Source organism: Sunxiuqinia sp. A32, from assembly GCF_052690465.1.
In genome coordinates this window covers 1-24244 of the sequence record NZ_JBQYLI010000014.1, presented here as the reverse complement: position 1 = coordinate 24244, position 24244 = coordinate 1, and the positions used below count along the sequence as shown (strand labels likewise).

The window sequence follows — 24244 nt, the reverse complement described above, 5'->3', positions numbered from 1 at the left end:
GATCAATTGTTTCAGGAGGTTTTTTAAATTATAAAACGCCAAATCTGAAATAAACAGCTTGAAAAAATTAACATTAGTTTTGAAATATTCTTTTTCTAATTCCATAGACTGGCTGATTTTCTTTAACTGGGCCATAAATACGAATCACCTTGCCTTGACGGTTTTCAAGCTTTTTAAGTTGCTCAATATGTCTCCTCTCAACAACAATTTTTGATCTCAATGAAAATAATGACACAAATGTAAAGCTCAATACAAGAACCGTAAAGAAACTGAATGTTACAGAAACATAAGGCTGAATAGTCAGCGATAATAGTATAAAACTAATAGTATATAAAATTAGGAAACTACTAGCTTGCAAATGCGACATTCCTGTCCGAATTAATATATGATGAATATGATTCATATCGGGAGAAAATGGTGAGCGCTTTTGATATAACCGAATCGAAAATACACGCAAGGTGTCAGTAACTGGCACTATCAAGAATGCAAGAGCTACTGTGGGTACCTGTCCAATTTGATATTGGATAGGAGCATGATTATTTAAGCCAATAAATTTAATAATCAGGACGGATACTAACATCCCAAGAACAAGAGATCCGGTATCTCCCATGAAAATCTTTTGTTTTCCACCCCACAAATTGAATTTTAAAAAAGCCAACAAACTTCCACTTAATGCAAAGCTAAGAACTGCATATTGACTAGATCCAACAGCTAGAAACCACAATCCAAGGGATAAAGAAATAAAAAGGACAAGTCCTCCTGCCAACCCGTCAATTCCATCAATTAAATTTATTGAGTTTATAAAAAACAGGATAATTAAAAAGGATAGAGAATAACTAAATATGCTATTTAGATGATAAACTCCAAACAGGTGCTCCATATTATCTAGATGGAAATTGCCCAAAAATACGAGCATCAAGACAGCTGCAATCTGGACTATCAGTTTTTTTGAAGGAGAAATTACGAGGATATCATCTTTTAATCCAACAAAAAATAGCATGATCATCGCTCCATACAAATATTTGAAATTAGGGATTGAACTATCCCCGATAAAAATAATAGAACTTAAGGTTACACCAATAAAAATTGCAATTCCCCCTAAAGTTGGAATTACTGTTTTATTTAACTTCCGGTGATTCGGCTCATCAAATAACCTCTTTTCCTTTGATATTTTAACAATGGGAGGTATGCAAAGATAAGTGATGAAAAAACTTAAAATGATACTCAATAAGTGAGCTATTGGGACAGTCGTCATGGCTATAAATTTTAGTTGTAAAAGTACCTGTTCTGCTGATTGATTATGTAAATTAATTTTTAATTTACATGAACGCTTATTTTTACCCCTTAAAACAGCAACTAACAGGCATGAAGCAACGAATAAGCTTCAATTATGAAAAATAGATTTGCCAATTTTTTAGGGTTAAACAATACATTTTTCAGCTATAGTGCCAAAAAGAATGAATATGTGACAAAATTTTATGCAGAATTATCCTTGTTTTCATGGTCTTCATTGTTTAATATATTAACGTGAGTAATACTAGTTTAGTATTACTACCCTATATAAAAAAGATACCCTACTTTAAAGGGCTGTAATTATCATTTATTTCAATAATCACAAATGGCAGATCAAATTGATCTAACGATTAGCTAACATAAATGGATGATGAAACTTTTATTAAAAGGGTTGCGTCGAAATTTTTGATTTATGCAAACTTAGCGTAATTGGCGGTGCCAATCTTCTTATAAATGGTAGCATTACTTAATAATGGAGGTTTGTTAATTAATTGTAAAGTTCAGTTTCAACTAAGTGCAACTAAATTATTAGAAAGATAGGCGATGAAAATCTCTCTTTCTTGTTAGCCCCTACCTTAAAATTTAGTTTTTTACCTCTTATTTAAAAGTGATATATCTATATTAACACTCCCAAAATAAAACTACACCAAAATGAATAAAATCCTATATATTCTACTACTTCCTATATTATTTCAGGGTGCAGGATGCAGACAACATGCAAAAGAGAAAAACGCTCGTCCGAATATTCTTTTTGCAATTAGTGATGACCAGTCATTTGCGCATACGAGTTTCGCAGGGGCGAATTTTCTGGAGACTCCTGGCTTTGATCGTGTTGCGAGAGACGGAGTCTATTTTACTAATTGCATTGCCGGATCGCCAGGATGTGCACCATCACGAAGCACGATTGTTACTGGCCGTTATCATTGGCAAAATGAGCAATCGGGTCAGCATGCATCTTCGTGGATGAAAAAATATGTGCCGTTTGTTGATTTGCTGGATGCAAATGGATACGCAACGGGCAGGACTGGCAAAGGAGTCGCCCCCTTCCGATATGCAAGAAGCGAAAAAGATTCATTGTGGCGAGCAACAGATGCCGCTGGAATCACACATAGTAATATTAAATACGAAGAGGGCACCCCTGAAGATGAACGAACTGCCGGTGGAATTCATTCTGACGATTATTTTGAGAACTTTAAATTTTTCATTGAGAATGTTCGCGATGAGAAACCTTTCTTTTTCTGGTATGGCGGACATGAACCTCATCGGGCATATGAGCAAGATTCATGGAAAAGAAATAGCAAGGAATTAGACAAGGTTGATGTGCCTGGTTTCTTCCCCGACGATGAAATCGTTCGTGGAGATATTCTTGATTATGGCGTGGAAATTGAGTGGTTTGACCTTCATTTGCAACGAATGTTGAAGTACCTTGAAGAAATTGGTGAGTTGGAGAATACCATAGTGATTGTTACCTCAGATAACGGAATGCCGTTCCCAAGGGCTAAGGCCAATGGGTACGAGTACGGTATCCATGTGCCATTCGCTGTTCGGTATCCAAAAGGTTTCCCGGGAGGGCGAGTTGTGGATGATCCGGTAAGCTTTGCTGATTTGGCTCCAACAATTTTGGAGATGACTGAGACCAGCAGGGACGGAATGCTGCCCATGTCAGGGAAAAGTATTTTGAATATTTTGAAATCCGAAAAAGAAGGCATCGTTGACTCATCCAAAAAATATGTTTTTTCAGGCCGGGAAAGACATTCCTGCTCGAGATACTTGAATTGGGGATATCCCCAAAGGATGATCAGAAGTGAAGAATTTCTGTTGATTTGGAATATTAAACCTGATCGTTGGCCAGCCGGTGCTCCCCAACGAATGGTACAAGGGACTGAGGATGAGCTCTGGCCGATGTACGGAATTGATGAAAACGGTATTCATCATTCTGACTGGGCTTTTACAGATATTGATGCCGCTCCAACTAAATCGTTTATTATCGAAAATATGGAAGACGACGATATCAGGCCATTTTTTGACCTGGCTGTTGATAAACGATCGGAGTTCGAGTTCTTCAATATAAAGAGTGACCCTTATTGCTTAAATAATCTTTCTGGAAATGAAGCTTATGGTGAGGTAGAAAATGATATGAAATCCGCGCTAATGCAAGAATTAGAAAAGTCAGGTGACCCAAGAGTTGTTGGTCCGGACAAGGAAGTGTTCGATTCATACCTTCGTTACAGTCCGATGAGGGAATTTCCGAATCCAGAGGGTGAGTGAAATCGATATTGAAACGCAATAAAAAAAGGCTCTCAATTGAGAACCTTTTTGAATATCATCTGGGGGTTGTTTAGTTTATCAAGTCAAATCCACAATAAGGAACAAGAACTTCAGGTACTTTAATTCCTTCTGCTGTCTGGTTGTTTTCCAGTAGGGCTGCAACAATTCGTGGCAGAGCCAATGCACTTCCATTTAAAGTGTGTGCGATTTGCGGTTTCTTTTGACCTTCCTCGCGGTAACGTAATTTCAATCGATTTGCCTGGAATGATTCAAAATTGGAAACGGAACTTACCTCCAGCCATTTCTCCTGTGCTGCAGAGAAAACTTCAAAATCGTAAGTTAAGGCCGAAGTGAAACTCATATCACCACCACACAAACGCAGAATGCGATAGGGTAATCCAAGTTTTTGAACTAAACCTTCAACATGAGCGACCATCTGGTCAAGAATTTCATAACTCTTATCAGGATGAGCCACTTGAACAACTTCAATTTTGTCAAACTGATGAAGGCGATTTAAGCCGCGAACATCTTTTCCATAAGATCCAGCTTCACGGCGGAAGCAAGCACTATAGGCTGTATTTTTAATTGGAAGTTCTTTTGCATCTACAATAACGTCTCTATATAAGTTGGTTACAGGAACTTCGGCGGTTGGTATCAAGTATAAATTGTCTTCAGTAATGTGATACATTTGGCCTTCTTTGTCTGGCAACTGACCTGTCCCAAAGCCGCTGTCCTCGTTTACAACCAATGGAGGTTGAATTTCGAGATAGCCGGCATCGCGAGCTTCATCTAAAAAGAAATTAATCAATGCGCGTTGAAAGCGAGAACCTTTTCCTTTGTAGACAGGAAAACCAGCTCCCGTCAATTTCACACCCAACTCAAAATCAATCAAGTCATATTTTTCAGCTAGTTCCCAGTGCGGAAGTTTATCACTGCCCAAATCTGGATTTTCACCACTCGTTTTCACCACTTCGTTGTCTTCAGGAGTTTTACCTGCGGGTACAATGTCCGCTGGAAGATTTGGAAGCTGCACTTGCAATTCAAAAACCTGCTCATCAATTTTTGCAAATTGCTCATCCAGTTGTTTGATGCTATCCTTCAAGTCCGAAGTTTTGGATTTAGCCTGATTCGCTTCTTCCTGTTTACCTTCTCTAAATAACTGTCCAATTTCTTTGGATAGCGAGTTCATTTCTGATTTGAATTGGTCTGCTTTTACCTGTATCTCATTTTTTTGTTTGTACAGGTTGCTGATCTGTTCAACAATTGTCGAAGCATCAAAATTCTTCTTTTTAAGCTTTTCAATAACCAACTCCGGGTTTTCCTGGATAAATCTTAAATTGAGCATCTTTGAACTGGTTTTAATTTTGTCGGGCAAAGTTAAAAAATAAAAATCTCCTGCCTTAGCAAAGACAGGAGATTCTTAAAACATATCTTAAAATCGTCTAGTTTGCTGAAGTAATAGGTTCAACAGAGATATACGATTTGTTGTCTCTTTTCTTTTTGAAAACAACAGTTCCATCAGTCAAGGCAAATAAAGTATGATCTTTTCCCATACCTACATTTTCACCTGGATGATGAGAAGTTCCACGCTGGCGAACTAAAATATTACCAGCTTTGCAAACCTGACCACCGTAAATTTTTACGCCAAGCCGTTTACTTTCCGATTCGCGTCCGTTCTTCGAACTACCGACACCTTTCTTATGAGCCATGGTTTAATGTTTTTTAGGGTTATCCAATAATTTCTTCAATCTGAATCTGAGTCAAATACTGACGGTGACCGTTTTTCTTTTTGTAACCTTTTCTTCTTTTCTTTTTGAAAACGATTACTTTATCACCTTTCATGTGCTCAAGAACTTTTGCGTTAACTCTTGCACCTCTTACTTTTGGAGTTCCAATTTTTACTTTACCATCGTCTTCTACCAAAAGAACGTTTTTAAACTCAACACTGGCACCTTCTTCTTCTTGCAGTCGGTGCACAAAGACTTTTTGGTCTTTCTCTACTCTGAATTGCTGTCCAGCAATCTCTACAATAGCGTACATGTTCTGTATTTTATAATTCCCTCCGGCAGGCGGAAATAACTGAAATCCCACTTGTTAGAGCCTGCGCGAAAACTTCGGACTGCAAAAGTAGATATTTTTTAGTGATTGCCAAACAATTAACCCATTTTTTCGAGACTACCGTTAGCTTTTACGAAATAAATGAATGTTGAATGATCTGTTTAATAAACAGCTTACTTTTTCGGAATTCAGGGAAAGTATTTGTTATATTTGCTACACATACACTCCAGGCGAGATTTTATGCAGAAAGTAAGATTGAATATTTTAGGTCTTTCCGTTAGTCAAACCCAGTCGGGGGCATATGCTCTTGTATTGGCTGAAGAAAATGGAGACCGTCGGATTCCCATTATTATTGGTCCTGTAGAGGCACAGGCAATAGCGATACAATTAGAAGGATTAAAACCTCCCAGGCCTTTAACTCACGATCTTTTTAAAAATTTATCAGTTGCTTTTGATATTAATGTTTCAGAAGTAATTATTTATAAATTGGAAGAAGGGATTTTTTACTCAGAGTTGGTTTGCGAAATGGGGGATCAGGAAACACGTATTGATTCACGCACTTCTGATGCGGTAGCGTTGGCTATTCGTTTTAAATGCCCGATCTATACAAATGAAGATATTCTTCAAAAGGCTGGTATCATAATGGATAGCGAAAGTGGTGGGGCAATGGAATTTGGAGAGCAGTCGTCAGGTGAGAGTAGCAAATCCGATTCTGAATTTGGAAAATATTCGGAGAAAGAATTAAATGAAATGCTCAATGATGCTGTTACAAACGAAAACTACGAGCGTGCTTCCAGAATTCGGGACGAATTGCACCGTAGGAAAAAATAAAACACCCTCATGAAACATATCATCTACGGATTTATTTTGCTGCTTGTTTTTGCAGTACCTGTGTATTCATATAGCATGATTAATATTCAGGAATCTGAATCCGTCGAAGTCCAGCAAGAATCCGATAGCTCAAAAAACACATCCAATATTCTTCTTCAGAAGAAGGAAGGAGGGAGTTATAGCGTGATGAGTATTTTCCGGGGGCTCACCGGAATGTTGATGTTGCTGGGATTAGGTTTTCTGTTTTCGAGAGACCGCAAAAATATTCCTTGGAAAACGGTTGGTGTGGGGCTGGCCTTTCAGGTCGTTTTAGCAGTTGGCGTTCTGTACGTACCGTTCATTCGTTTAATATTTGAATTTGCCGGGCAGATATTTGTTAAAGTGCTTGATTTTACCAAGGTAGGTAGCGAATTCTTGTTTGGTAATTTGGTTGACTTCAATCAATTTGGAATGATCTTCGCTTTTCAGATTTTGCCAACAATTATCTTTTTCTCAGCTCTCACCAGTTTGCTTTTTTATTGGGGAATCATTCAGCGGGTAGTTTGGGCATTGGCTTGGGTTTTTACCAAGCTTATGAAGCTTTCAGGAGCAGAGGCTCTTTCGGTTGCAGGTAATATCTTTCTTGGACAGACCGAGTCACCATTGATGATTAAGGCTTACCTTCCAAAAATGAATAACTCGGAAATTATGCTGGTGATGACTGGCGGTATGGCAACATTGGCAGGTGCGGTTTTGGCTGCATATATTGGCATGTTGGGGGGGAACGACCCCTTGTTGAGGCTCGAGTTTGCTAAACACTTGCTTACAGCATCGGTGATGGCAGCACCTGGTGCCGTAATCTTTTCAAAAATGATTGTGCCAAATCCGGATGAGGTGAATAAAGATGTGGAAGTTAGTAAGGATAAAATCGGTAGCAATGTATTAGATGCTATTACCAATGGAACTTCAGAAGGCGTAAAACTGGCAGTGAATGTAGCCGCCATGTTGCTGGCTTTTTTGGCTTTGATTGCGATGTTCAACTTCACTTTTGGCAAAGTGGGGCAGTGGACCGGACTTAATGATATTATTGCCAGCGGAACCGATGGTCGTTATAATGAACTTTCTCTCCAGTTTATTTTGGGTTATTTGTTTGCACCCATCATGTGGCTGATTGGCGTTGCTCAGCAAGATGTGGTATTGGTTGGCAGGCTTCTGGGGGAAAAATTAATTCTAACTGAATTTATTGGCTATATCAGTCTTTCCGAATTAAAAGCTGCAGGTTCCTTTGCTGATTATAAATCGGTAATTATGGCAACATATATATTGTGCGGTTTTGCAAATTTTGCTTCCATCGGAATACAAATTGGTGGTATTGGTGCTCTTGCTCCGAATAAACGGGTTACTCTTTCCCGTTATGGCATGCCCTCGCTAATCGCCGGTACGCTAGCTTCTCTTATGTCTGCAACAATAATTGGAATGATACTTATTTAATATTTATCATGATTTTACCGCATTTGTTTCACATATAATGCTTGCCAATTAATATTCTGGCTCAAATTCATATAAAGTTAATTCAGGGAAAATTAATGATAACGCTTAACCTTTTCAATTTCTTTCAGATTTAAAAATATTAACAGATATTTTCATACTTGAATGTCTTTTATTTCTGCAATTTTCATAAATTGGTGAGACATCAGATTTTTTACTTAAAAGAGTATGGAAGAATTTAACATTAATATTTTAAACATATCTGGCGTTTTACTGGCAGCTTACTTGGGTGGTGTTCTAATTAGGAAGATTGGTTATCCTGCAATACTCGGAGAATTGCTCATCGGAGTTATATTAGGGCCAAGTGTTCTGGGATTACTCGAATTTACCGAATCTATAAAGGTATTATCCGAAATTGGAATCATTTTGTTGATGGTCTACATCGGGATGGAAATTGATTTTCATGATCTAAAGAAAGCCTCCTGGGCAGGTTTGTTGGCTGCAATTGGTGGTTTTTTTGTCCCTTTTATTTTAGGTTATTATACAATCGTTTGGTATGGAGGGACTCCTATGTCTGGTCTTTTTGTAGCAATAGCTATTGGAGTAACATCATTGGCTACTAAAAGTCGGATATTAATTGATCTGAAATTACTGAATACACGCATCGCGTATGTGCTTATGGCTGGTGCTTTAATCTCTGATACACTTGCATTGGTTATCTTTTCTGGCATTACAAATTTTGCTGTATCAAATGTTATCAACCTTAATGAGCTTATTATAATTACTGGTAAAATACTCGCATTTTTTGGATTTACTATCGCTATCGGCGTTTTTGTGTTGCCGCGTCTGGGCAAGTACATCACAAAGTCAAAATTTGGCAATTCCACAACGTATTTTACAATGATTTTGATTGTCACTTTTGGCTATTGCGAATTGGCTGAACTTACTGGAATGCACAGTATCCTAGGAGCTTTCATGGCTGGTTTGTTTATAAAAGGCAATCTGTTCCCGAGAAATATTTCCAAGGAGTTGAATAAAGCATTTTATGATGTATCCATTGGTTTTATGGCGCCTATATTTTTTGTTTCTGCTGGTTTCTTTGTTGATGTTTCAGTCTTCCAAACGGATCTTCCGTTATTGATATTAATTACCGTTTTGGCAATTGTTGGCAAAATTGTTGGTACAGCCTTATTTTATTTGCCCTCTAAAAATGGTTGGAGAGAGGGGCTAACTATTGGTACAGGCATGAACGGGCGAGGTGCTGTAGAGATTATTATAGCAGAGATTGGTCTTGAGATGGGGATTATTGATAAGACCATCTTTTCAATACTAGTCTTCATGGCAATTTTTACGACTTTAACTGTCCCCATTTTTTTGAACTGGACTTCAAAATGGTTAAGGAGAAGAGGTGAGCTCGTTTATATGGAGAAACGAAAAGAAGTGCTTATTCTTGGAATAAATCCGGTGAGCCTTATAATTGCAAAATATTTAGTCAGAAAAATGCCGATCATTTTGATTGATAGTAATGTGGATGCAGTGAAGACTGGCGAGAGTTCAGGATTTAGGTGTATTTATGGGAATGCTCTCAATGAAGAAACAATTGCGGAATCAAATCCAGAAAACATCTCCACTTTTATTGGTATGACTACCAACACGCATGTAAACTTATTGGCTGCACAATTAGCTCATGATTCTTTCCTTATTCCTAACATTTCAGCGGCAGTTTCACAGGCGGAATCTAATGTGGGGACGGAACTGTTGGATAAATTCAATGTTTCAATCTTATTTTCCAAACCAGTACAACTAAATCAGTGGATTCAGAAAATTCAAAATCATCAGGCCTCGGAATTTGAAGAAATAATTACAAATGAAAGCAGTTGTGAGAAATGGATAGAAATGCATTCAAAAGGTGATAGCCCCATGCTTCCTTTGCTTGTTGAAGCTAAAGATGGCGGAATGAGAGTGTTCCGATCTGGTGATATGTTGAAAGTCAGTGAGAAGATAATTTTCTTACGAGAATAATCCCCTCTCGTCATTTTTTATGGTGAGGCTATAAGTGTATTGAACTTAAGCTCTCATACGCCTTGAAATACAATAAAGGTTACGACATTGTTCATGTTGTTTAATACTTAACAAATCTATTGATTAATACGTATCTAAGGGTAGTATTAATCAAAAATCTCCGTTATGAAACCATCGAAACTGATATTTCAGATTCTTTCGGTTATTTTGCTATTTACTTCCTGCAACCAACATCCAGAAATTGGATTATTGATGGATACTACTGCCAGGGAACGTTGGGCAAAAGACCGCGACTTATTTGTCGAAAAAGTAAATGAACATGGTGGAGAAGTTACTGTAAAGGTAGCAGACTCTGATGCTTCTGTGCAATTTCAACAAGCTTTGGAATTAATTAATAGTGGAATTGATGTACTTGTAATTATTCCTGTTGACATGACTGTGGCCGCAGGAATCGTTAAAATGGCTAAGAAAAGTCAAATACCGGTAATTTCGTATGACAGGCTTATTCGGGATTCGGATATTGATTTTTATGTATCTACGGATAATATTAACGTTGGTGAACAGATGGCTGATTTTTTAACGACTGTTAAACCAACTGGAAATTATGTTTTAATTGGTGGGCCAACTTCTGATAATAACTCGTTTCAGCTTCATTTAGGCTGGATGAATGTGTTGCAACCTTTGATCGATAAAGGAGACATTTCTGTTATCAAGGACAATTTCGTTCCTCAGTGGGAACCCGAAGAAGCATACAAAATGATGAAGCCTCTCCTGGAGGAAGGGCTAAAAGTAGATGCAATTATAGCTGGAAATGATGCCTTGGCTGCAGGTGCAATTAAAGCACTGAAGGAATATGATTTGGCGGGTGATGTATTGGTTGCCGGACAGGATGCCGATATTGAGGCAATTCGCAATATCATTTTTGGAGACCAGACAATTACTATTTACAAGCCTATTGAATCTCTGGCTTTTAATGCTGCCGATGCTGCTGTGAAAATGGCAAAAGGGAAAGATCCTACTGATAACATGAGTTTTACAGTAAATAATGGACACCGATTGGTACCTGCAATTTTACTGGATGGGCAAGTGGTAAATAAGCAGAACATTCGTATGACAGTAATTTCTGAGGGTTTTGTGGCTGAACAGGAGATATTTGAGTAATACTATCTTTTACACAAAATCCGAACTGGAAGCGCGAACATTATTGTTTGCGCTTCTTTTTTTCAACAAAGCTGGAAAGCGGTATTTACAGGCTTGGGTATTCAGTCGAAAACCTTTAACTTTCGACATTCTTTTTTTTAGATTGATTTTCATTTTTACCTGAAGGATTTTATCATGAAGCAATACCTTGATTTATTGGATAATGTGCTTGAAAATGGCGCGGAGAAGAAGGATCGGACTGGCACTGGAACCATTAGTGTTTTCGGACATCAGATGCGTTTTAATCTGGAAGAAGGTTTTCCTGTGTTGACCACTAAAAAGCTTCATTTAAAATCTATTATTCATGAATTGTTATGGTTTCTGGCAGGTGATACCAATATTAAATATTTGACAGACAACGGGGTGCGCATCTGGAATGAATGGGCCGATGATGATGGCAATCTGGGGCATATTTATGGTTACCAATGGCGTTCGTGGCCAACTCCTGATGGGAAACATATTGATCAAATTTCAGAAGTCGTTAATTCAATCAAAAACAATCCAAATTCGCGCCGACTTTTAGTTAGTGCCTGGAATGTTGGAGAACTTGATAAGATGAATTTGCCACCGTGCCATTTGCTGTTTCAGTTTTATGTGGCAGATGGAAAGTTGAGTTGCCAGCTTTATCAGCGCAGTTGCGATGTGTTTTTAGGTGTTCCGTTCAATGTTGCGTCATATGCATTATTGACGATGATGATGGCGCAGGTTACCGGACTAAAACCCGGTGATTTTGTTTGGACGGGGGGTGATGTTCATATTTACCTGAACCATATGGAACAAGTGAAATTGCAATTAACTCGCGAGCCTAAAAAACTTCCACAAATGAAAATCAACCCGGAAGTGAAATCTATCTTTGATTTCAAGTATGATGATTTTCAATTAGTAAATTATGAAGCACATCCTCACATTCCCGGGAAAGTGTCTATTTAAATTGTAGAAAATGATTCACAATAATATTTCCATCATTGTAGCGATTGCACAAAATTTTGCCATTGGTAAAAACAACGATTTATTGTTTCATTTGCCCAATGATCTCAAGTATTTTAAAAAAGTAACTACTGGTCATACGATCATCATGGGCAGAAATACCTTGTTGTCTTTGCCTAAATGGCCATTGCCCAACCGCAGACATATTGTTATTACGGATAATCCCGACGATCATTTTGACGGTTGTGAAACGGTTTTTTCAATTGAAGAAGCCATTGAGAAAGTTAAAGATGAAAAGGAAGCTTTCATTATTGGAGGTGGAATGATTTACCGTCAATTTTATCCAATTGCAGGGAAATTATATCTGACCCTTGTCCATCAGGATTTTGAAGCAGATACTTTTTTCCCGGAAGTTAACTACGAGCAATGGGAAACTGAATCGAGGGAAGAGCATTTTGATGAAAAAAATGGATTCAATTATTCATACCTCAACTTAAGAAGAAAGGGAAACTAGCTAGTATAGTAATTTCCCTAAATTATCAAACCGTTTTTGATAGTCGAGAATCGATCTTTTCAAAACATCTTGTGCTTCCTCTGCACCATATATGTGGGTGATCTCAGTGTCATTGTCTTTTCCAGGCATATCCTTGTATGTCAAGAAATAGTGTTTTAATCTTTCAACAACAACTGGAGGGAGATCTGAAACATCTTTGTAGCCTTCATAAACAACATCATTGCTCAAAACGGCAATAATTTTATCATCGGCTTCATTTCCATCAATCATCCGAAATCCACCAATTGGTCTTGCGTCAACTAAAATATCACCGTGAGTGATATCTTTTTCTGTCAATACACAAATATCAATTGGGTCGCCATCGCCTTTGATGTCTTTTTTCCCGGTTTTTTCCATACAGTATTCACCGACTTTATCCCCACAGAATGTTTGAGGAATAAAACCATACAATGCAGGAACAACGTTTGAGTATTTTTGAGGTCTGTCTAATCGCAAATATCCACTGTCCTTATCAATTTCGTATTTCACGGTGTCTGTTGGAACAACTTCAATAAAAGCGGTTAATTTCTTGGGAGCCTCAGGGCCGATGAAAACCCCGTGCCAGGGGTGAGATTTGTAGCGTAGTCCCATTAATCGTCCAATGGGATCTGATAGTCTGTCAACCATAGTTTTTTTTGTTTAATGCTAATAAAGATTAACCAGTACGAGCCTAAAATGTTTTTGAATTTCGTTTATTTTATGCAAAGTTAAAATTGTACCTCATCAATAAAAATGATAATAAGACAGGCATTTTTATATTTTTTGTTTTACACGATGAGAATTCTGCAGGAACATTTCTTTGTTTTGATTTTTTTAGAATTTCAAGTTCAAATTATTTAGAGTTAATATATAACATTTCGTACTTTTAGTAACTGGATAAGGTAAAATTATGTTTGCGCTGTCTTTATTGTTGTTCGGCTGATTACTTGTATCCGGTAAAAGAGATCTCACTAAATAAATATATCTATGAGAAAGCCATCATTTTTGATTAATTCACTCCTGATCGTTTTATTTCTCCTAATTTCCCGTATTTCATCTGAAGCAACCGATATAGTAATTCAACCGGTTATCCTGCTAAATGACTCAGATTGTGTGAACCTTCAAAAGGTTGTTACTGAACAGAAAGATGCGAAGAAACTGTTTAAGCCGCTGAAAAAGTTAGCCAGTAAGAGCCTGAAGAGATCGCCAAGTGCTGCAGCTGAGATAAATTATGAAGGATTGTTGCAGGATGATCCGATGAAAATGGAATCGAATCAAAATTTGGAGGATATGAATATTCTACAGACCCTTGCTTATGCATATGCTGTTACAAAAGATGCGAAGTATGGATTGAAAGCAAAGGCGTACATTTTAGCATGGGTGGAGACTTATAAACCGGATGGGAATCCTGTGAACGAAAACCTATTGACGCCAATATTTTCAAGTTATCTGTTAATTGATGATCAATTTACTAAGGAAGAGAAAAATTTAACAGAAAGTTGGATTCGGTCGATTGCCAGAAAAGAGATTGAGCTTGGCAAGAAAAATCCTGCTGAGATGGGGAGTTGGAAGAGCAAAAGACTGAAAATTGTTGGATTGGCTGCAAGCATGTTTAATGATTTGGATTTGTTGGAATATACCGTTAACGGGGTTAAAGAATATATTGAATCGAACCTATTTGAAGATGGAGCAAGTTATGATCTTCAAATGCGAGATGCTCTTAGTTATCATTGTGAGGGTTTGGCGCCTTTGCTAAGTTTATTGCTGATTATGCCATCTAATTACGATATGTTTTCCTATCAAAATAAAGCGGGTGGATCCGTGAAGAAATCTGTAGAATTTGTACTGCCATATGCAAATGGGGAAGAGGTTTATAGCCAATGGCAAAATTCAAAAGTCGAATTGGATCGTGTCCGATGGGAGCATGGTGATGAAAATTATAACCCAGGTTCAGTATGGGATCCAAAATCAGGATTGGAGTTCTTTGTTTATGCTCAGTTTTTCGATGAACGATACAAAGATGTCATTGCAAAGCTTTCAACGGGTGAAAACCAACCATTTTCAACATGGGAATGTGTTGTTGCAAAGGCAAAGGAAATGAGTAACTAAAATTAACTCAATTTTTTCGGGCAGATAGGCAATGAATGGTTTTCACCAATTGATTTCCTTCGCTATCAACAAGTGTTATTACATGATCTCCAATTTTCGGAAAGATTGCCAGCTGGTGATTTCCTGATGTTTGCCCCAAATAGCGTTCATCAAGATGCCAAAAGATAGTGGCATTCGAAGAATTATGGGCTGCTTCAAGAACGACTTGCCCTGTGGTGCCATCCAGTTGAATAGGGACAAAAATCTGGTCATTTTCTCTAGGATAAATAAGTTCCATGATTTCTCCATGGTCAGTTTCTGAACAGCCATTCATATATGGAGGCAAGGCGTGGTAAAAAGGATTCTTTCGTTTGTAGTACCACTCCATAACCGGAGGCAAAGTGAACCACGATTGATGTTGCATTTGATCTACTGATATACACTTTGAAGTTACCTGGTAATTGCCTGTAGGGTCTAAATGGACCAAATGATGATAGGGGCAGTTTTCAGTTTTCAGGCCTTTTTTTATTACCCACAGACTATCTGTTTTTGTGCAGTATTGATTGGGTCGGTATCCGCTTTCTAAACAAATTGGGACCTGTTCCATTTCATCAATTGGTTGAGTAAACCATCCAGTAGCTGGAAGAAGATTGAAAATGTCAAACAAAATAGGAGCGGCGGTTGAAGTTCCTGTTAAGCCGGGGCGGCCTTCACCATCTGCATTTCCACACCAAACAGCTACCAAATAGTTCCGATCCAGTCCGACTGCCCACCCATCTCGAAATCCAAAACTGGTTCCTGTTTTCCAGGCAACTTTTTTAGAAGAGGAAAAAGATTCCCATCCGGTTTCTTCATCTGGCCGATTTACCTTTAACAATGCGTCAAAGGTTAGCCAGGCTGCCGCTGCAGAAATTGGAGGGTTCACAAATTCTTCAACGGAATGTTGCTTTTTCTCATAAGAGGGAGATCTGAAATCATCTGAAAAAGTAAGTCCGTCGTTTTCTTCATAGTTGATCAATATTCTGGCCATTGAAGAATAGGCACCGGCTAAATCCCATAAGTTTACTTCTGAACCTCCCAGTATTAGCGATAATCCGTAATGATTTGATGGCTGGCTTAGTGTTGAGAAATTTAGTTTTTTCAAAAGGGAGTAAAACCGATCAACCCCAAACTCACGGAGCATCCTGACTGCTGGTATATTAAGCGATTTGGAAAGCGCCTTGGATGCAGGTACAGCTCCTTCAAATTGGAGGTTAAAGTTTTGCGGGCTGAAACCTCCAATCTGGGTTGGGATGTCTGGTATCAAGGTGTTTGGGAGAATTTCACCATTATCCTGCATCGCCGCATATAAAAATGGTTTTAGAATACTTCCTGAACTTCTTGGTGAAGAAATAATGTCAACCTGTTCGCCATGTTGCCCAATCCCAGGATTTGGGGAATTCCCGACGTAAGCCAGTACTTCCCCTTTTTCAATATTAAGAACAAGAGCGGCCGCATTGTGAATTTGATTCGCTCTTAATGGTATTAAATGTTGGTTTATCAACTCATTGGTGTGTTGTTGAAGTTGTTCGTCGATAGTCGATTTCAACCGTTTGCCCGGATGTTCAATTAGCACTCTGTTGAGTAGATGCGGAGCCATTTGCGGAATGGCAAAAACTTTTTTAGGGAGTGGTTCGAGTTTGGCAAGGTGGCAAGTTGTTGAATCAATTTTTCCCTGTTCGGCAAGTCGATCGAGTAACCGATTTCGCTTTTGCAACAAGAGATCATTTTGCTTTCCCGGGTAGATGAGTGACGGGGCATTGGGTAAAACTGCCAGTGTTGCTGACTCAGCCCACGAAAGGTTTTTTGGATTTTTTCCATAGTATCGCCAAGCTGCTGCATCCAATCCTACGACATTGCCACCAAATGGGGCATGTGAAACATACTTTTTTAGAATGTCATTTTTCGAATAGCAAACCTCTGCTCGTATTGCCAGTAATATCTCAATCAGTTTTTGTTGAATATTTCGAGCCTTCCCTTTGCGCGAAAGCCGAATCAATTGCATCGTTATAGTACTCCCACCACTCACAATTTTTCCACTTCGAATATTTTGAATCGCCGCTCTGCCTAAAGAAATAGGATTGACTCCGGGATGCTTGAAGAAGTAGTTATCTTCAAATGCAAGCACACAGGTTTTATATTTCTCCGGAACCTCATCAATCTCGGGAAACCGCCATTGACCATCATTGGCGATATGAGCACCAAGTAGGCTGCCATCACTACTTTCAATGACAGTCGATGTAGGGTCAGAGAATAATTGTTTTGGCAAGCTAAACCACCAAAGAAAAAGAACGATTACAAAAAAAAGGACAAAGGAACATAACCATGGTCTTTTTGAAAGTAATCTCACGCAAAGACGCAAAGACGCAAAGTAGATTTCATCTTCTTTTATCTGATTTTTGCTGCCCATCCCTTTAAGCTTTTATTTACAGATTATTGACAACCCGATGTATCCCATTTTTGATTAACGCCTCATTAAAATTGACGAGCAAACCTAACTTACAATCCGATAGCCGAAGATATGTTAGAAGTTGCTTATAATGAACCGGAGCCAAAGTTTCAATTGATTTTATCTCAACAATCACCTTGTTGTTAATGATCAAATCGGCACGAAAACCATGATCTAGTTTTTGGCCTTTCCATACAACCGGAATGGGTTTCTGCTTTTCAACTTTCATGCCTTTATCAGCTAGTTCAAGATTCAATATTTCTTCGTAAACTGATTCGAATAAGCCAGGCCCTAGTTGCTGATGAATTCTAAAAGCAGCATCTACAACAATTTTTGAAATTTCATTTTCAGTCATTATTCCATTTTATTCTTTGCGGCTTTGCGACTTTGCGTGAAAAACTATTTCACTACTTTCACCCATTTACCTGGTTTGCGTGCATTGATTCGATTATCGTACATAGCTTCACAATTGACTGATGGTAAATAAAATTTCCCTTCGTATGAAGCATTCAGCAAAATTCGGAATGTTTTTTTCTCAAGTGGCTTCAAATCAAAATAAGTGTAAACACGATCATCACGAATGTCTTGATAGTCGAAAGCATCGCTCTTCAGTGAACTTTCTACGTCATTCAGTCGGGTATTGATGATTTCCCATCCGGATGGGAAAATGCTGGTCAATGCCATTTCTTTGTAGACCCCTTTTTGCCCCGGATTGTTAATACTCAACTCAGCAACAAAGTCCGTTCCTTGTTTGATTAAAGTCGGATCTATCAATTGACCTTGCATATCAGTGTATCGCAAGTTCATCCTCAAATTACTTTCCGATGAAGTGGTGTCTCCCGTCATTGGAATACCTTCACTGGTAATTCGTGCATACATGATTTTCCCGGTTTTATTCTCAATCTCAACCGATGCAGATTGGTTTGATTTCAAGTTGATTGGAGTTTGCCAAACCGCCTTTTGATCCGAAACTGTTTTACTACTTTCATTATTGATCCTTACAATGGCTTCAATTGTTGTTTTCTCCAGGTTATTCTCTCCGGCAAACTGAGCAATTGCCAATAATGAATAGGCTGCAGTTTGAGTACTCATCCAATTATCTGAAGATAATTCATTTGCCAAATCAGTTACCAAAGGAAAGGCTTCTTTCTGTTTATTCAGATGAATAAGTGTTTCCAAAATCATTGCCTTATCTCGTAAATCCGAACCAAAGGTGTAGGAAAGTTCCCTGAACGGCTTGATTTCTTTGCTGAGACTGCTGATAATTTTATCGGCCACTTCCGGTTGTCCGGCAACCGCATAGGCAGCAGCCAATCTCCATCGAGCTAACTGGTCAATGTTTTTTTCTTCCCGAAGCCTGTTCATTGCACCAAAATCAGGAGACCGAGCTAGTGCGAGCGTATACAATCGGTAAGCCTGAATCAATGCAGCACGTTCATATGCTTTGTCAGAATTTTGCCAATTCCGGGCAGCATTTTTCTGATAAGTAAGCCATTTATCTTTTAATCCAAATGGCAACGTGTAACCGGCTTTCTCTGCTTTCAATATGAAATGGCCAGCATAGTTGGTTCCCCATGATGAGGTATAGGCTGCTCCTGGCCAATAAGAGAATCCTCCATTGGATGTTTGGAAGCGGTTGATCTTATTTATGGCAATTCGAATGTTGTCTTCTATATCCTTTTTTTGTTCGGGAGATAAGTTCGTAAGACGATCCAGCATTAACTGTGGAAATGCTCCTGAAGTGGTTTGCTCGATGCACCCATGTGGATATCGAATGAGATAATCCAAACGACGGCTTAAGTCAAGCGGTGGTAAGTTTGATAATTCAAGCATTGAAGTATTGGTTCCTGCCATGCCGGGTGCCTGAACGGTTTTATTCCACTTTTCTCCAGCTTGAATGATTGTTTCTTCAACGTTGACCACTTTTGGATTGGACGGCCTTACTTCAACTTCTATTTCATAAGTTGCCTTGTGACTGCCACTTTTTGCTGTAATTGTAACTTTTGCAACACCCGTTTTCTCCGCTACTTTGAGATTGAATCCAGCAATTTGATCGCCGATTTCTTTGAATTGAACATGTTTTGTCTTCTCGCTAACTGGAGTCAATAAATCATTTGGCTGAATGGTGATTTCCACTTCTTTCACTTCCGGTTTCATCGCAAACACGTTCACGGGTAATTTTACTTCTTCTCCCGGACCTAATACACGCGGCAAAGTTGCCAAAAGCATGAGCGGTTTTACGACTTTAACTGATTGATCCGTTTTGCCATAGGCACCATTGTTCCCGGCAACAACCATCACACGAACTGCTCCCACATAGTTTGGCATTTTCAAATTATGTTGGTCGGTTTTTCCTTTTTCCAAGGTAAATGGGCCAATAAAAGAAACGACAGGTTTAAACCTATTCACTTTTTTACGCTTGGCAGCAGCCAGGTTTTCATCCCCACCAACAGCAAACGCTCTTTCCAAACGAGCTCCATAGGCTCCGATGACGTCATCGTAAAAATCCCATGTTTTTACTCCCAAAGCTTCTCTTGCATAGAAAGAAGGCCAGGGATTTGGTGTTTTAAATCGGGTTAGATCAAGTAATCCTTCATCTACAACTGCCAGTGTATACGTCATTTTTTTGCCATTCTTTTCGGATACTTTCACCTCGTATTCTTCTTCCGGACGAAGTTCCTGAGGAACGTTCAGTTCTGGTTCCAAATGGGTTGCAGGGTCTTCCACCATCACCGGAACTACTCCATATAACCGAATTGGAGCATCATTCACCGTTTGTGCATGAGGTTGAATCAACGATATGTGCACATATATATTAGGTGCCATATTGGGTTTTACTTCAAAGCTGAATTGCGAATTCTTTTCCTTTGTTTCAACCCAGAATAAATCAATTACATCACTTCCGTTTTCAAGGCTAACCAAGGCTTTTCCCTCTTTTGCAGAAGGAATAGTAACTGTTGCTTTTTCTCCTACCTGGTAGGTGTCTTTATCAGTCTTAATTGATAGAATAGTTGCACCTCCGGCTGAGTTTTCTGCAGCCCAATATCCCCATTTGCTGAAGTAGGCAGTTATGCCGGTACTGTGTCCACTTTCAGGATCTTTTAAATGAATCAGGTATCGACCATTATCTTCCCAATTGCGATAGTTGATTTCTACAGGAAATTGTGCTTTCCCGTTTACTGTGTTGATGAGCTTTCTCATCACTGGTTTGCGGTAACTATTGTTAACGTAGTGAGCCAGATTATCATCACCTGCATCCCACCACCAGCGCCAGTCAACTTTATAAATGGTGAGTTCCAAATCCTTGCGGTCAATGGGATTTCCTTTGGCATCGATGGTGACAATATCCAAAGGGTAGTTGGTATTTGTTTTGTACCAGTTTGATTCAGATGCAGGAAGTTTTACGCCTACAAATGAAGAGTATGGAGCATAGGGAACGGTTTGCATATCAATGCTGAAATCACCAGTCTCCTCATAAACGCGGGTTGAAAAATGGGCATTCAACATTCCGGGTGCTGAGGTGATTTTCGGAAGTTTAAAATTAATTGGGGCTTCGCCTTTTTCATTAATCTTTCCATTAAATACTTCTGTTTCTTCAACAAAGAATTCTTTGGCAGGATCATCAAAATGATAGTTGAAATAGCCGTTAAACGATGTTTTAAGTTTTGAGAAGCTAACGGAGATTTGTGCCTTGAGATTTTTTGCAGTTGCCCCGGTAAGCCAGCTTGATTTAAGCATTCCTTCTGCATATCCTTGCCAAATTGAAAGTTGATCGCTTTCAAATTTCAGGTCAATTTTTAGTCGGTTGGGCTTTACGGTTTCTACTTTCACCCGTTTACTGAAAGTTTGTCCTCCAATTTTAATGCGAGCACTCCAATTTCCGGTAGGAGCTTCCGAGTCGGTTTTTGTTGTGAAGCAGTAAAACCCATTTTCACCAGCAGTTTTCACTTGTCGGGTGACTATCTGTCCCTTTGGATCGATCAACTCAAATATAACCGGATGGTCATCTGGGAGGTTATCCTGTTTGTCTTCTAAGATGAAAGTTAGGTAAATTTGATCTCCAGGTCTCCAAACTCCCCGTTCTCCATAAATGTATCCTTTAATTCCTTTTTGAACGACATCGCCCGAAACATCGAAATTACTTAACGATAAGGAAGAACCATCATCCAATCTTAAATAGGCTTTTTGACCATTTTTTTCAGCAATCAGCAAAAAGGGTTTGTAGTTTAGGTCGATCTTGGCCATTCCGTTTGATCCGGTGGCGAGGCTTTCCATGAGTTGTTTCTGGAAATTGTAAAATTTTAGGTTAACTCCCGATTCTGGTTCGGTGGTTTTTAAATTGGTAACCACAAAGTTCATGGCAAGGTTAGTTCCTCCTTTGGCAATAATTGCCAGGTCGGTTGCAAAAAGGTTTTTGGCTGCAAATCGGTCAGACTGATAATAAGAAGTGTGATTTGGGTTGTCGCGTTCTCTCCACTGGTAACCATCCGGATAATAATAGTCAGAATACCAACCAGGAGTGTCCCAATTCCTCAGCTCGTTTTGAAAAATTTTTTCCTCTTCCAGCTGATCGGCTGGCGAAGTTGTTTCGGGTTCGGGCATTTGTTCCTGACCGTATAGCGAATAATTTTTGTTGAAACGCAGTTGCACCCGGTAAATAGCACCCGGTTCAATGTCAACAATACTGGCAATGTCAACGGTATAGCTATTCCAGTTTTTGAGTTCCGCAAAAGATGACACATTTAGATCAATCTTCTTTTGAAGAATTAATCGTCCTACTTGCTTAATGTCGTTGCTCCGCTGATAATTATTCTGCTGGAAAAATTGGTGAATGTTGTTGGTGAAAATCTTAATGATCCGCAAATCAACAGCTTTCAGGTTTACCACTTCAAATGGGAAAATAAGTTCATTTGAGGAAGGAACGATGCTTCCTTTCCCAATCAGGCGAACTGCAGGTTTTAAATCTTCAAACCTGATTTGCAGATTCCTTGCTTCTTTCAACTGAAAATTTAGGGCATTTCGAATTCCAGAAGAAATGAAAACCTCGTGTTCGCCTGCTAAGCGGGACGGTAAGTATACTTTCAACTCATTATTTTCAACCAGATATTTTAAGTCGTTGATTTTATCAATCGTTACTAAGCCTTTCATATCTTGAGAGCTCAGCAATGGATCCGTAAAACGAATTAGAAGAAATTGCTCAGGCTGTTGAACCACGCTTACATCGGCCACTTTAAACACATCCAGGGCAGGAAGTTCTATTTTTTCTTCTCCAACAGTTTCATCATTAATTGACTTTCCATTCCATTTAATGGTTAATTGCTGGGAATCGGCGGTTCTCTTTAGGCTATCTACCTGAAATGTGTGCTTTTTTCCTCCTGCATCATGTTGCCAGTTAACGGCCAATTTTTCTCCTTGTTTATCAATTTCGATTATCGGTTCAACCTCCGAATCATCCGCACAATCAGCTGTGTATACAACGCCCGACAAAAACTGAACTTTCATATTTTCGCTATCATAAGCTTTTATCGCGAGGTTGTTAACCTTGAATGATTGCTTAATCGTCTGGATGGGGAATTCCATCGTTTGGTATTTTTCGGGAACATCTAAAATCTTTCCAATCGCAACATTTACCTGGTAAGTCGTTCCTGATTTTAGTTTTTTCGAAGGAATGAAAGCTAGTGTTTGATTGTCCATCCATTGCACTTTCCCCTCAATTTGTGGTGAAAGGCTAATTAATTGCTCGGGTACATCTACACCCGGTTGTTGCAGTTCCTTTGGTTCCTGCGCAAACTGAATTACGATGGGGGCCTTGCAGGAAACGACACCACTGGTGTAGCTAGTCACAAACTGGGTGAATCCACTGTCCACCGTTTTTACTTGTTTTTTCTCTGATTTGCCACAGGAATTTAGGATGAAAATACCTGCAAAAAAGATGATGAAGAGGCGAAAGGAAAGTTGCATGATTATTACATTAATTTACATAAGAAACTTCTATAAAGATAGGATGAAAAAAATGAATGCTGGTTGCCTTGCTGTATAAATTTTATATGAAAATGCTCGATTTTTCGCTCAGTTCAAGTCTGTTACAATGGTTATTTTTTGGAATAGAAAATGGTTTTTAGTAGTTTCATGCCCCATGAGGAATTTATTGATAGTTGGATTGAGTTTGTTGGTGTTAAATTCCTGGGCTAACCTTCCCGACCCTGTTAAGGAATTTTATAAAAATGCACCCCAAGTAAATGGGAGAGCGCTGGATGCAAGTTATCAGCAGCAGGCGCAAATTGCCATGAATTACTACCCGGAATTAAGTGGCAAGAAGATTGAATTTGTGCGAAAAGATTTGAAGACTACCATGGCCTCTCTCCCTAAATTAGATTTTCTATTTCGGAAAAAGGAAAATCGCCGATATCAAATTTTTATTGATACCAAGGTGAAAGCATCAAAAGGATTGCTGTTGAGCGAGGTGCCTTTTAATGCACAGGTGGGAATTATCGGGCACGAATTGGGGCATGTAGTCGATTATGAAAATAAATCAGCTGTGGGTATTTTGCTTACAGGAGTTGGTTATTTGTTCCATCCTTTTCGTAAAAAACTGGAGCGTAAAGTAGACGAAATAACCGTTGCTCACGGATTAGGCTATCAGGTGCACGAGTTCTCAAAATATGTTCTAAATGATCCACACGTTTCTGCGAAATACAAAAAATACAAACGAAAAATTTACTACAAGCCCAAGCAGTTATCTGTTTTGATGCAGGGGTATGAGATTTATTGAATCCAATAGATTCTAGATTACAATCTATCTTTTTCACTCCCAATAAAACTATCGTTAGCGGTTTGTTTAAATAATTACTTCAAGTAAGCAGGCTTTTTGACATGCGGCGCATGGATGGTTTATTTATAAATTAATTTCGTGATTGCGCCTCAATCACAACTATTCTCTAAATCCCTGGGCGCTGCCCAGGGCTACAATTATCCCGCCCCTTCAGGACTAATATGTCTTGTCCTAAAATAGGTTTACACAAAAAGTAAATTTATGCCAGTATTTAAGATCTATGAAGAAAGCTTCAAAC

At 38.8% G+C, this 24244-nt stretch carries 17 protein-coding genes; 9 read left to right on the top strand and 8 right to left on the bottom strand.

Annotated features, from left to right (window positions below; all coding sequences use genetic code 11):
- Positions 1–73 precede the first annotated feature (73 nt).
- Positions 74–1255, bottom strand: a complete 1182-nt coding sequence (locus ACUNWD_RS14345; RefSeq protein ID WP_445588516.1) for a glycosyltransferase family 4 protein — start codon at positions 1253–1255, stop codon at positions 74–76.
- Between the two features lie 689 nt (positions 1256–1944).
- On the opposite strand from ACUNWD_RS14345, the gene ACUNWD_RS14340 reads away from it, so the two are divergent.
- Positions 1945–3561: a sulfatase family protein gene (locus ACUNWD_RS14340; protein ID WP_445588515.1), complete on the top strand. Its 1617-nt coding sequence runs from the start codon at positions 1945–1947 to the stop codon at positions 3559–3561.
- A gap of 70 nt (positions 3562–3631) precedes the next feature.
- Here the strand turns inward: ACUNWD_RS14340 and serS are convergent, their stop codons facing one another.
- The 3 genes from serS to rplU all read right to left on the bottom strand — a co-directional run bounded on the left by serS (position 3632) and on the right by rplU (position 5601).
- Positions 3632–4906: a serine--tRNA ligase gene (serS, locus tag ACUNWD_RS14335; RefSeq protein WP_445588514.1), complete on the bottom strand. Its 1275-nt coding sequence runs from the start codon at positions 4904–4906 to the stop codon at positions 3632–3634.
- A 97-nt stretch (positions 4907–5003) separates the two neighbouring features.
- Complete coding sequence (rpmA, locus tag ACUNWD_RS14330; RefSeq protein WP_445588513.1) at positions 5004–5270, bottom strand: 50S ribosomal protein L27; 267 nt, start codon at positions 5268–5270, stop codon at positions 5004–5006.
- 19 nt (positions 5271–5289) lie between these two features.
- A complete protein-coding gene (rplU, locus tag ACUNWD_RS14325; RefSeq protein WP_445588512.1) occupies positions 5290–5601 on the bottom strand; it encodes a 50S ribosomal protein L21 in 312 nt (103 codons plus the stop codon).
- A gap of 258 nt (positions 5602–5859) precedes the next feature.
- On the opposite strand from rplU, the gene ACUNWD_RS14320 reads away from it, so the two are divergent.
- The 6 genes from ACUNWD_RS14320 (at position 5860) to ACUNWD_RS14295 (ending at position 12580) form a co-directional block, all read left to right on the top strand.
- Positions 5860–6450 (top strand): bifunctional nuclease domain-containing protein, encoded by a 591-nt coding sequence (locus ACUNWD_RS14320; protein WP_445588511.1) that lies wholly within the window; start codon positions 5860–5862, stop codon positions 6448–6450.
- A gap of 9 nt (positions 6451–6459) precedes the next feature.
- On the top strand, positions 6460–7920 hold the full coding sequence (locus ACUNWD_RS14315; protein WP_445588510.1) for a NupC/NupG family nucleoside CNT transporter: 1461 nt from the start codon (positions 6460–6462) through the stop codon (positions 7918–7920).
- A gap of 225 nt (positions 7921–8145) precedes the next feature.
- Positions 8146–9939 (top strand): cation:proton antiporter, encoded by a 1794-nt coding sequence (locus ACUNWD_RS14310; protein WP_445588509.1) that lies wholly within the window; start codon positions 8146–8148, stop codon positions 9937–9939.
- A 165-nt stretch (positions 9940–10104) separates the two neighbouring features.
- On the top strand, positions 10105–11100 hold the full coding sequence (locus tag ACUNWD_RS14305; protein ID WP_445588508.1) for a D-xylose ABC transporter substrate-binding protein: 996 nt from the start codon (positions 10105–10107) through the stop codon (positions 11098–11100).
- A gap of 174 nt (positions 11101–11274) precedes the next feature.
- The gene (locus ACUNWD_RS14300; RefSeq protein ID WP_445588507.1) at positions 11275–12069 is read left to right on the top strand and encodes a thymidylate synthase; all 795 of its coding nucleotides are present in this window, start codon (positions 11275–11277) and stop codon (positions 12067–12069) included.
- A gap of 10 nt (positions 12070–12079) precedes the next feature.
- Entirely contained in the window at positions 12080–12580 is a 501-nt protein-coding gene (locus tag ACUNWD_RS14295; RefSeq protein ID WP_445588506.1) for a dihydrofolate reductase, read from the top strand.
- On the opposite strand, the gene ACUNWD_RS14290 is transcribed toward ACUNWD_RS14295, so the two are convergent.
- Entirely contained in the window at positions 12581–13246 is a 666-nt protein-coding gene (locus ACUNWD_RS14290; protein ID WP_445588505.1) for an inorganic pyrophosphatase, read from the bottom strand.
- Positions 13247–13585: 339 nt separating this feature from the next.
- Here ACUNWD_RS14290 and ACUNWD_RS14285 point away from each other — a divergent pair, with 339 nt between their 5' ends.
- Positions 13586–14707 (top strand): alginate lyase family protein, encoded by a 1122-nt coding sequence (locus ACUNWD_RS14285; protein ID WP_445588504.1) that lies wholly within the window; start codon positions 13586–13588, stop codon positions 14705–14707.
- Between the two features lie 7 nt (positions 14708–14714).
- Here ACUNWD_RS14285 and pbpC read toward each other — a convergent pair whose 3' ends face one another.
- Genes pbpC through ACUNWD_RS14270 form a run of 3 tightly spaced genes read right to left on the bottom strand, consistent with a single transcriptional unit; the run spans position 14715 to position 23135 of the window.
- Positions 14715–17135: a penicillin-binding protein 1C gene (gene pbpC / locus ACUNWD_RS14280; RefSeq protein ID WP_445588503.1), complete on the bottom strand. Its 2421-nt coding sequence runs from the start codon at positions 17133–17135 to the stop codon at positions 14715–14717.
- Between the two features lie 16 nt (positions 17136–17151).
- Positions 17152–17529, bottom strand: a complete 378-nt coding sequence (locus ACUNWD_RS14275) for a GxxExxY protein (RefSeq protein ID WP_445588502.1) — start codon at positions 17527–17529, stop codon at positions 17152–17154.
- A gap of 44 nt (positions 17530–17573) precedes the next feature.
- A complete protein-coding gene (locus ACUNWD_RS14270; protein ID WP_445588501.1) occupies positions 17574–23135 on the bottom strand; it encodes an alpha-2-macroglobulin family protein in 5562 nt (1853 codons plus the stop codon).
- 175 nt (positions 23136–23310) lie between these two features.
- Here ACUNWD_RS14270 and ACUNWD_RS14265 point away from each other — a divergent pair, with 175 nt between their 5' ends.
- Complete coding sequence (locus tag ACUNWD_RS14265) at positions 23311–23946, top strand: hypothetical protein (RefSeq protein WP_445588500.1); 636 nt, start codon at positions 23311–23313, stop codon at positions 23944–23946.
- Positions 23947–24244: the final 298 nt, after the last annotated feature.

What these genes read in the sequence shown, in the direction of transcription:
- ACUNWD_RS14345 (WP_445588516.1), bottom strand. Translation starts at nt 1,255, where the DNA reads ATGACGACTGTCCCAATAGCTCACTTATTGAGTATCATTTTAAGTTTT.
- ACUNWD_RS14340 (WP_445588515.1), top strand. Translation starts at nt 1,945, where the DNA reads ATGAATAAAATCCTATATATTCTACTACTTCCTATATTATTTCAGGGT.
- serS (WP_445588514.1), bottom strand. Translation starts at nt 4,906, where the DNA reads ATGCTCAATTTAAGATTTATCCAGGAAAACCCGGAGTTGGTTATTGAA.
- rpmA (WP_445588513.1), bottom strand. Translation starts at nt 5,270, where the DNA reads ATGGCTCATAAGAAAGGTGTCGGTAGTTCGAAGAACGGACGCGAATCG.
- rplU (WP_445588512.1), bottom strand. Translation starts at nt 5,601, where the DNA reads ATGTACGCTATTGTAGAGATTGCTGGACAGCAATTCAGAGTAGAGAAA.
- ACUNWD_RS14320 (WP_445588511.1), top strand. Translation starts at nt 5,860, where the DNA reads ATGCAGAAAGTAAGATTGAATATTTTAGGTCTTTCCGTTAGTCAAACC.
- ACUNWD_RS14315 (WP_445588510.1), top strand. Translation starts at nt 6,460, where the DNA reads ATGAAACATATCATCTACGGATTTATTTTGCTGCTTGTTTTTGCAGTA.
- ACUNWD_RS14310 (WP_445588509.1), top strand. Translation starts at nt 8,146, where the DNA reads ATGGAAGAATTTAACATTAATATTTTAAACATATCTGGCGTTTTACTG.
- ACUNWD_RS14305 (WP_445588508.1), top strand. Translation starts at nt 10,105, where the DNA reads ATGAAACCATCGAAACTGATATTTCAGATTCTTTCGGTTATTTTGCTA.
- ACUNWD_RS14300 (WP_445588507.1), top strand. Translation starts at nt 11,275, where the DNA reads ATGAAGCAATACCTTGATTTATTGGATAATGTGCTTGAAAATGGCGCG.
- ACUNWD_RS14295 (WP_445588506.1), top strand. Translation starts at nt 12,080, where the DNA reads ATGATTCACAATAATATTTCCATCATTGTAGCGATTGCACAAAATTTT.
- ACUNWD_RS14290 (WP_445588505.1), bottom strand. Translation starts at nt 13,246, where the DNA reads ATGGTTGACAGACTATCAGATCCCATTGGACGATTAATGGGACTACGC.
- ACUNWD_RS14285 (WP_445588504.1), top strand. Translation starts at nt 13,586, where the DNA reads ATGAGAAAGCCATCATTTTTGATTAATTCACTCCTGATCGTTTTATTT.
- pbpC (WP_445588503.1), bottom strand. Translation starts at nt 17,135, where the DNA reads ATGGGCAGCAAAAATCAGATAAAAGAAGATGAAATCTACTTTGCGTCT.
- ACUNWD_RS14275 (WP_445588502.1), bottom strand. Translation starts at nt 17,529, where the DNA reads ATGACTGAAAATGAAATTTCAAAAATTGTTGTAGATGCTGCTTTTAGA.
- ACUNWD_RS14270 (WP_445588501.1), bottom strand. Translation starts at nt 23,135, where the DNA reads ATGCAACTTTCCTTTCGCCTCTTCATCATCTTTTTTGCAGGTATTTTC.
- ACUNWD_RS14265 (WP_445588500.1), top strand. Translation starts at nt 23,311, where the DNA reads ATGAGGAATTTATTGATAGTTGGATTGAGTTTGTTGGTGTTAAATTCC.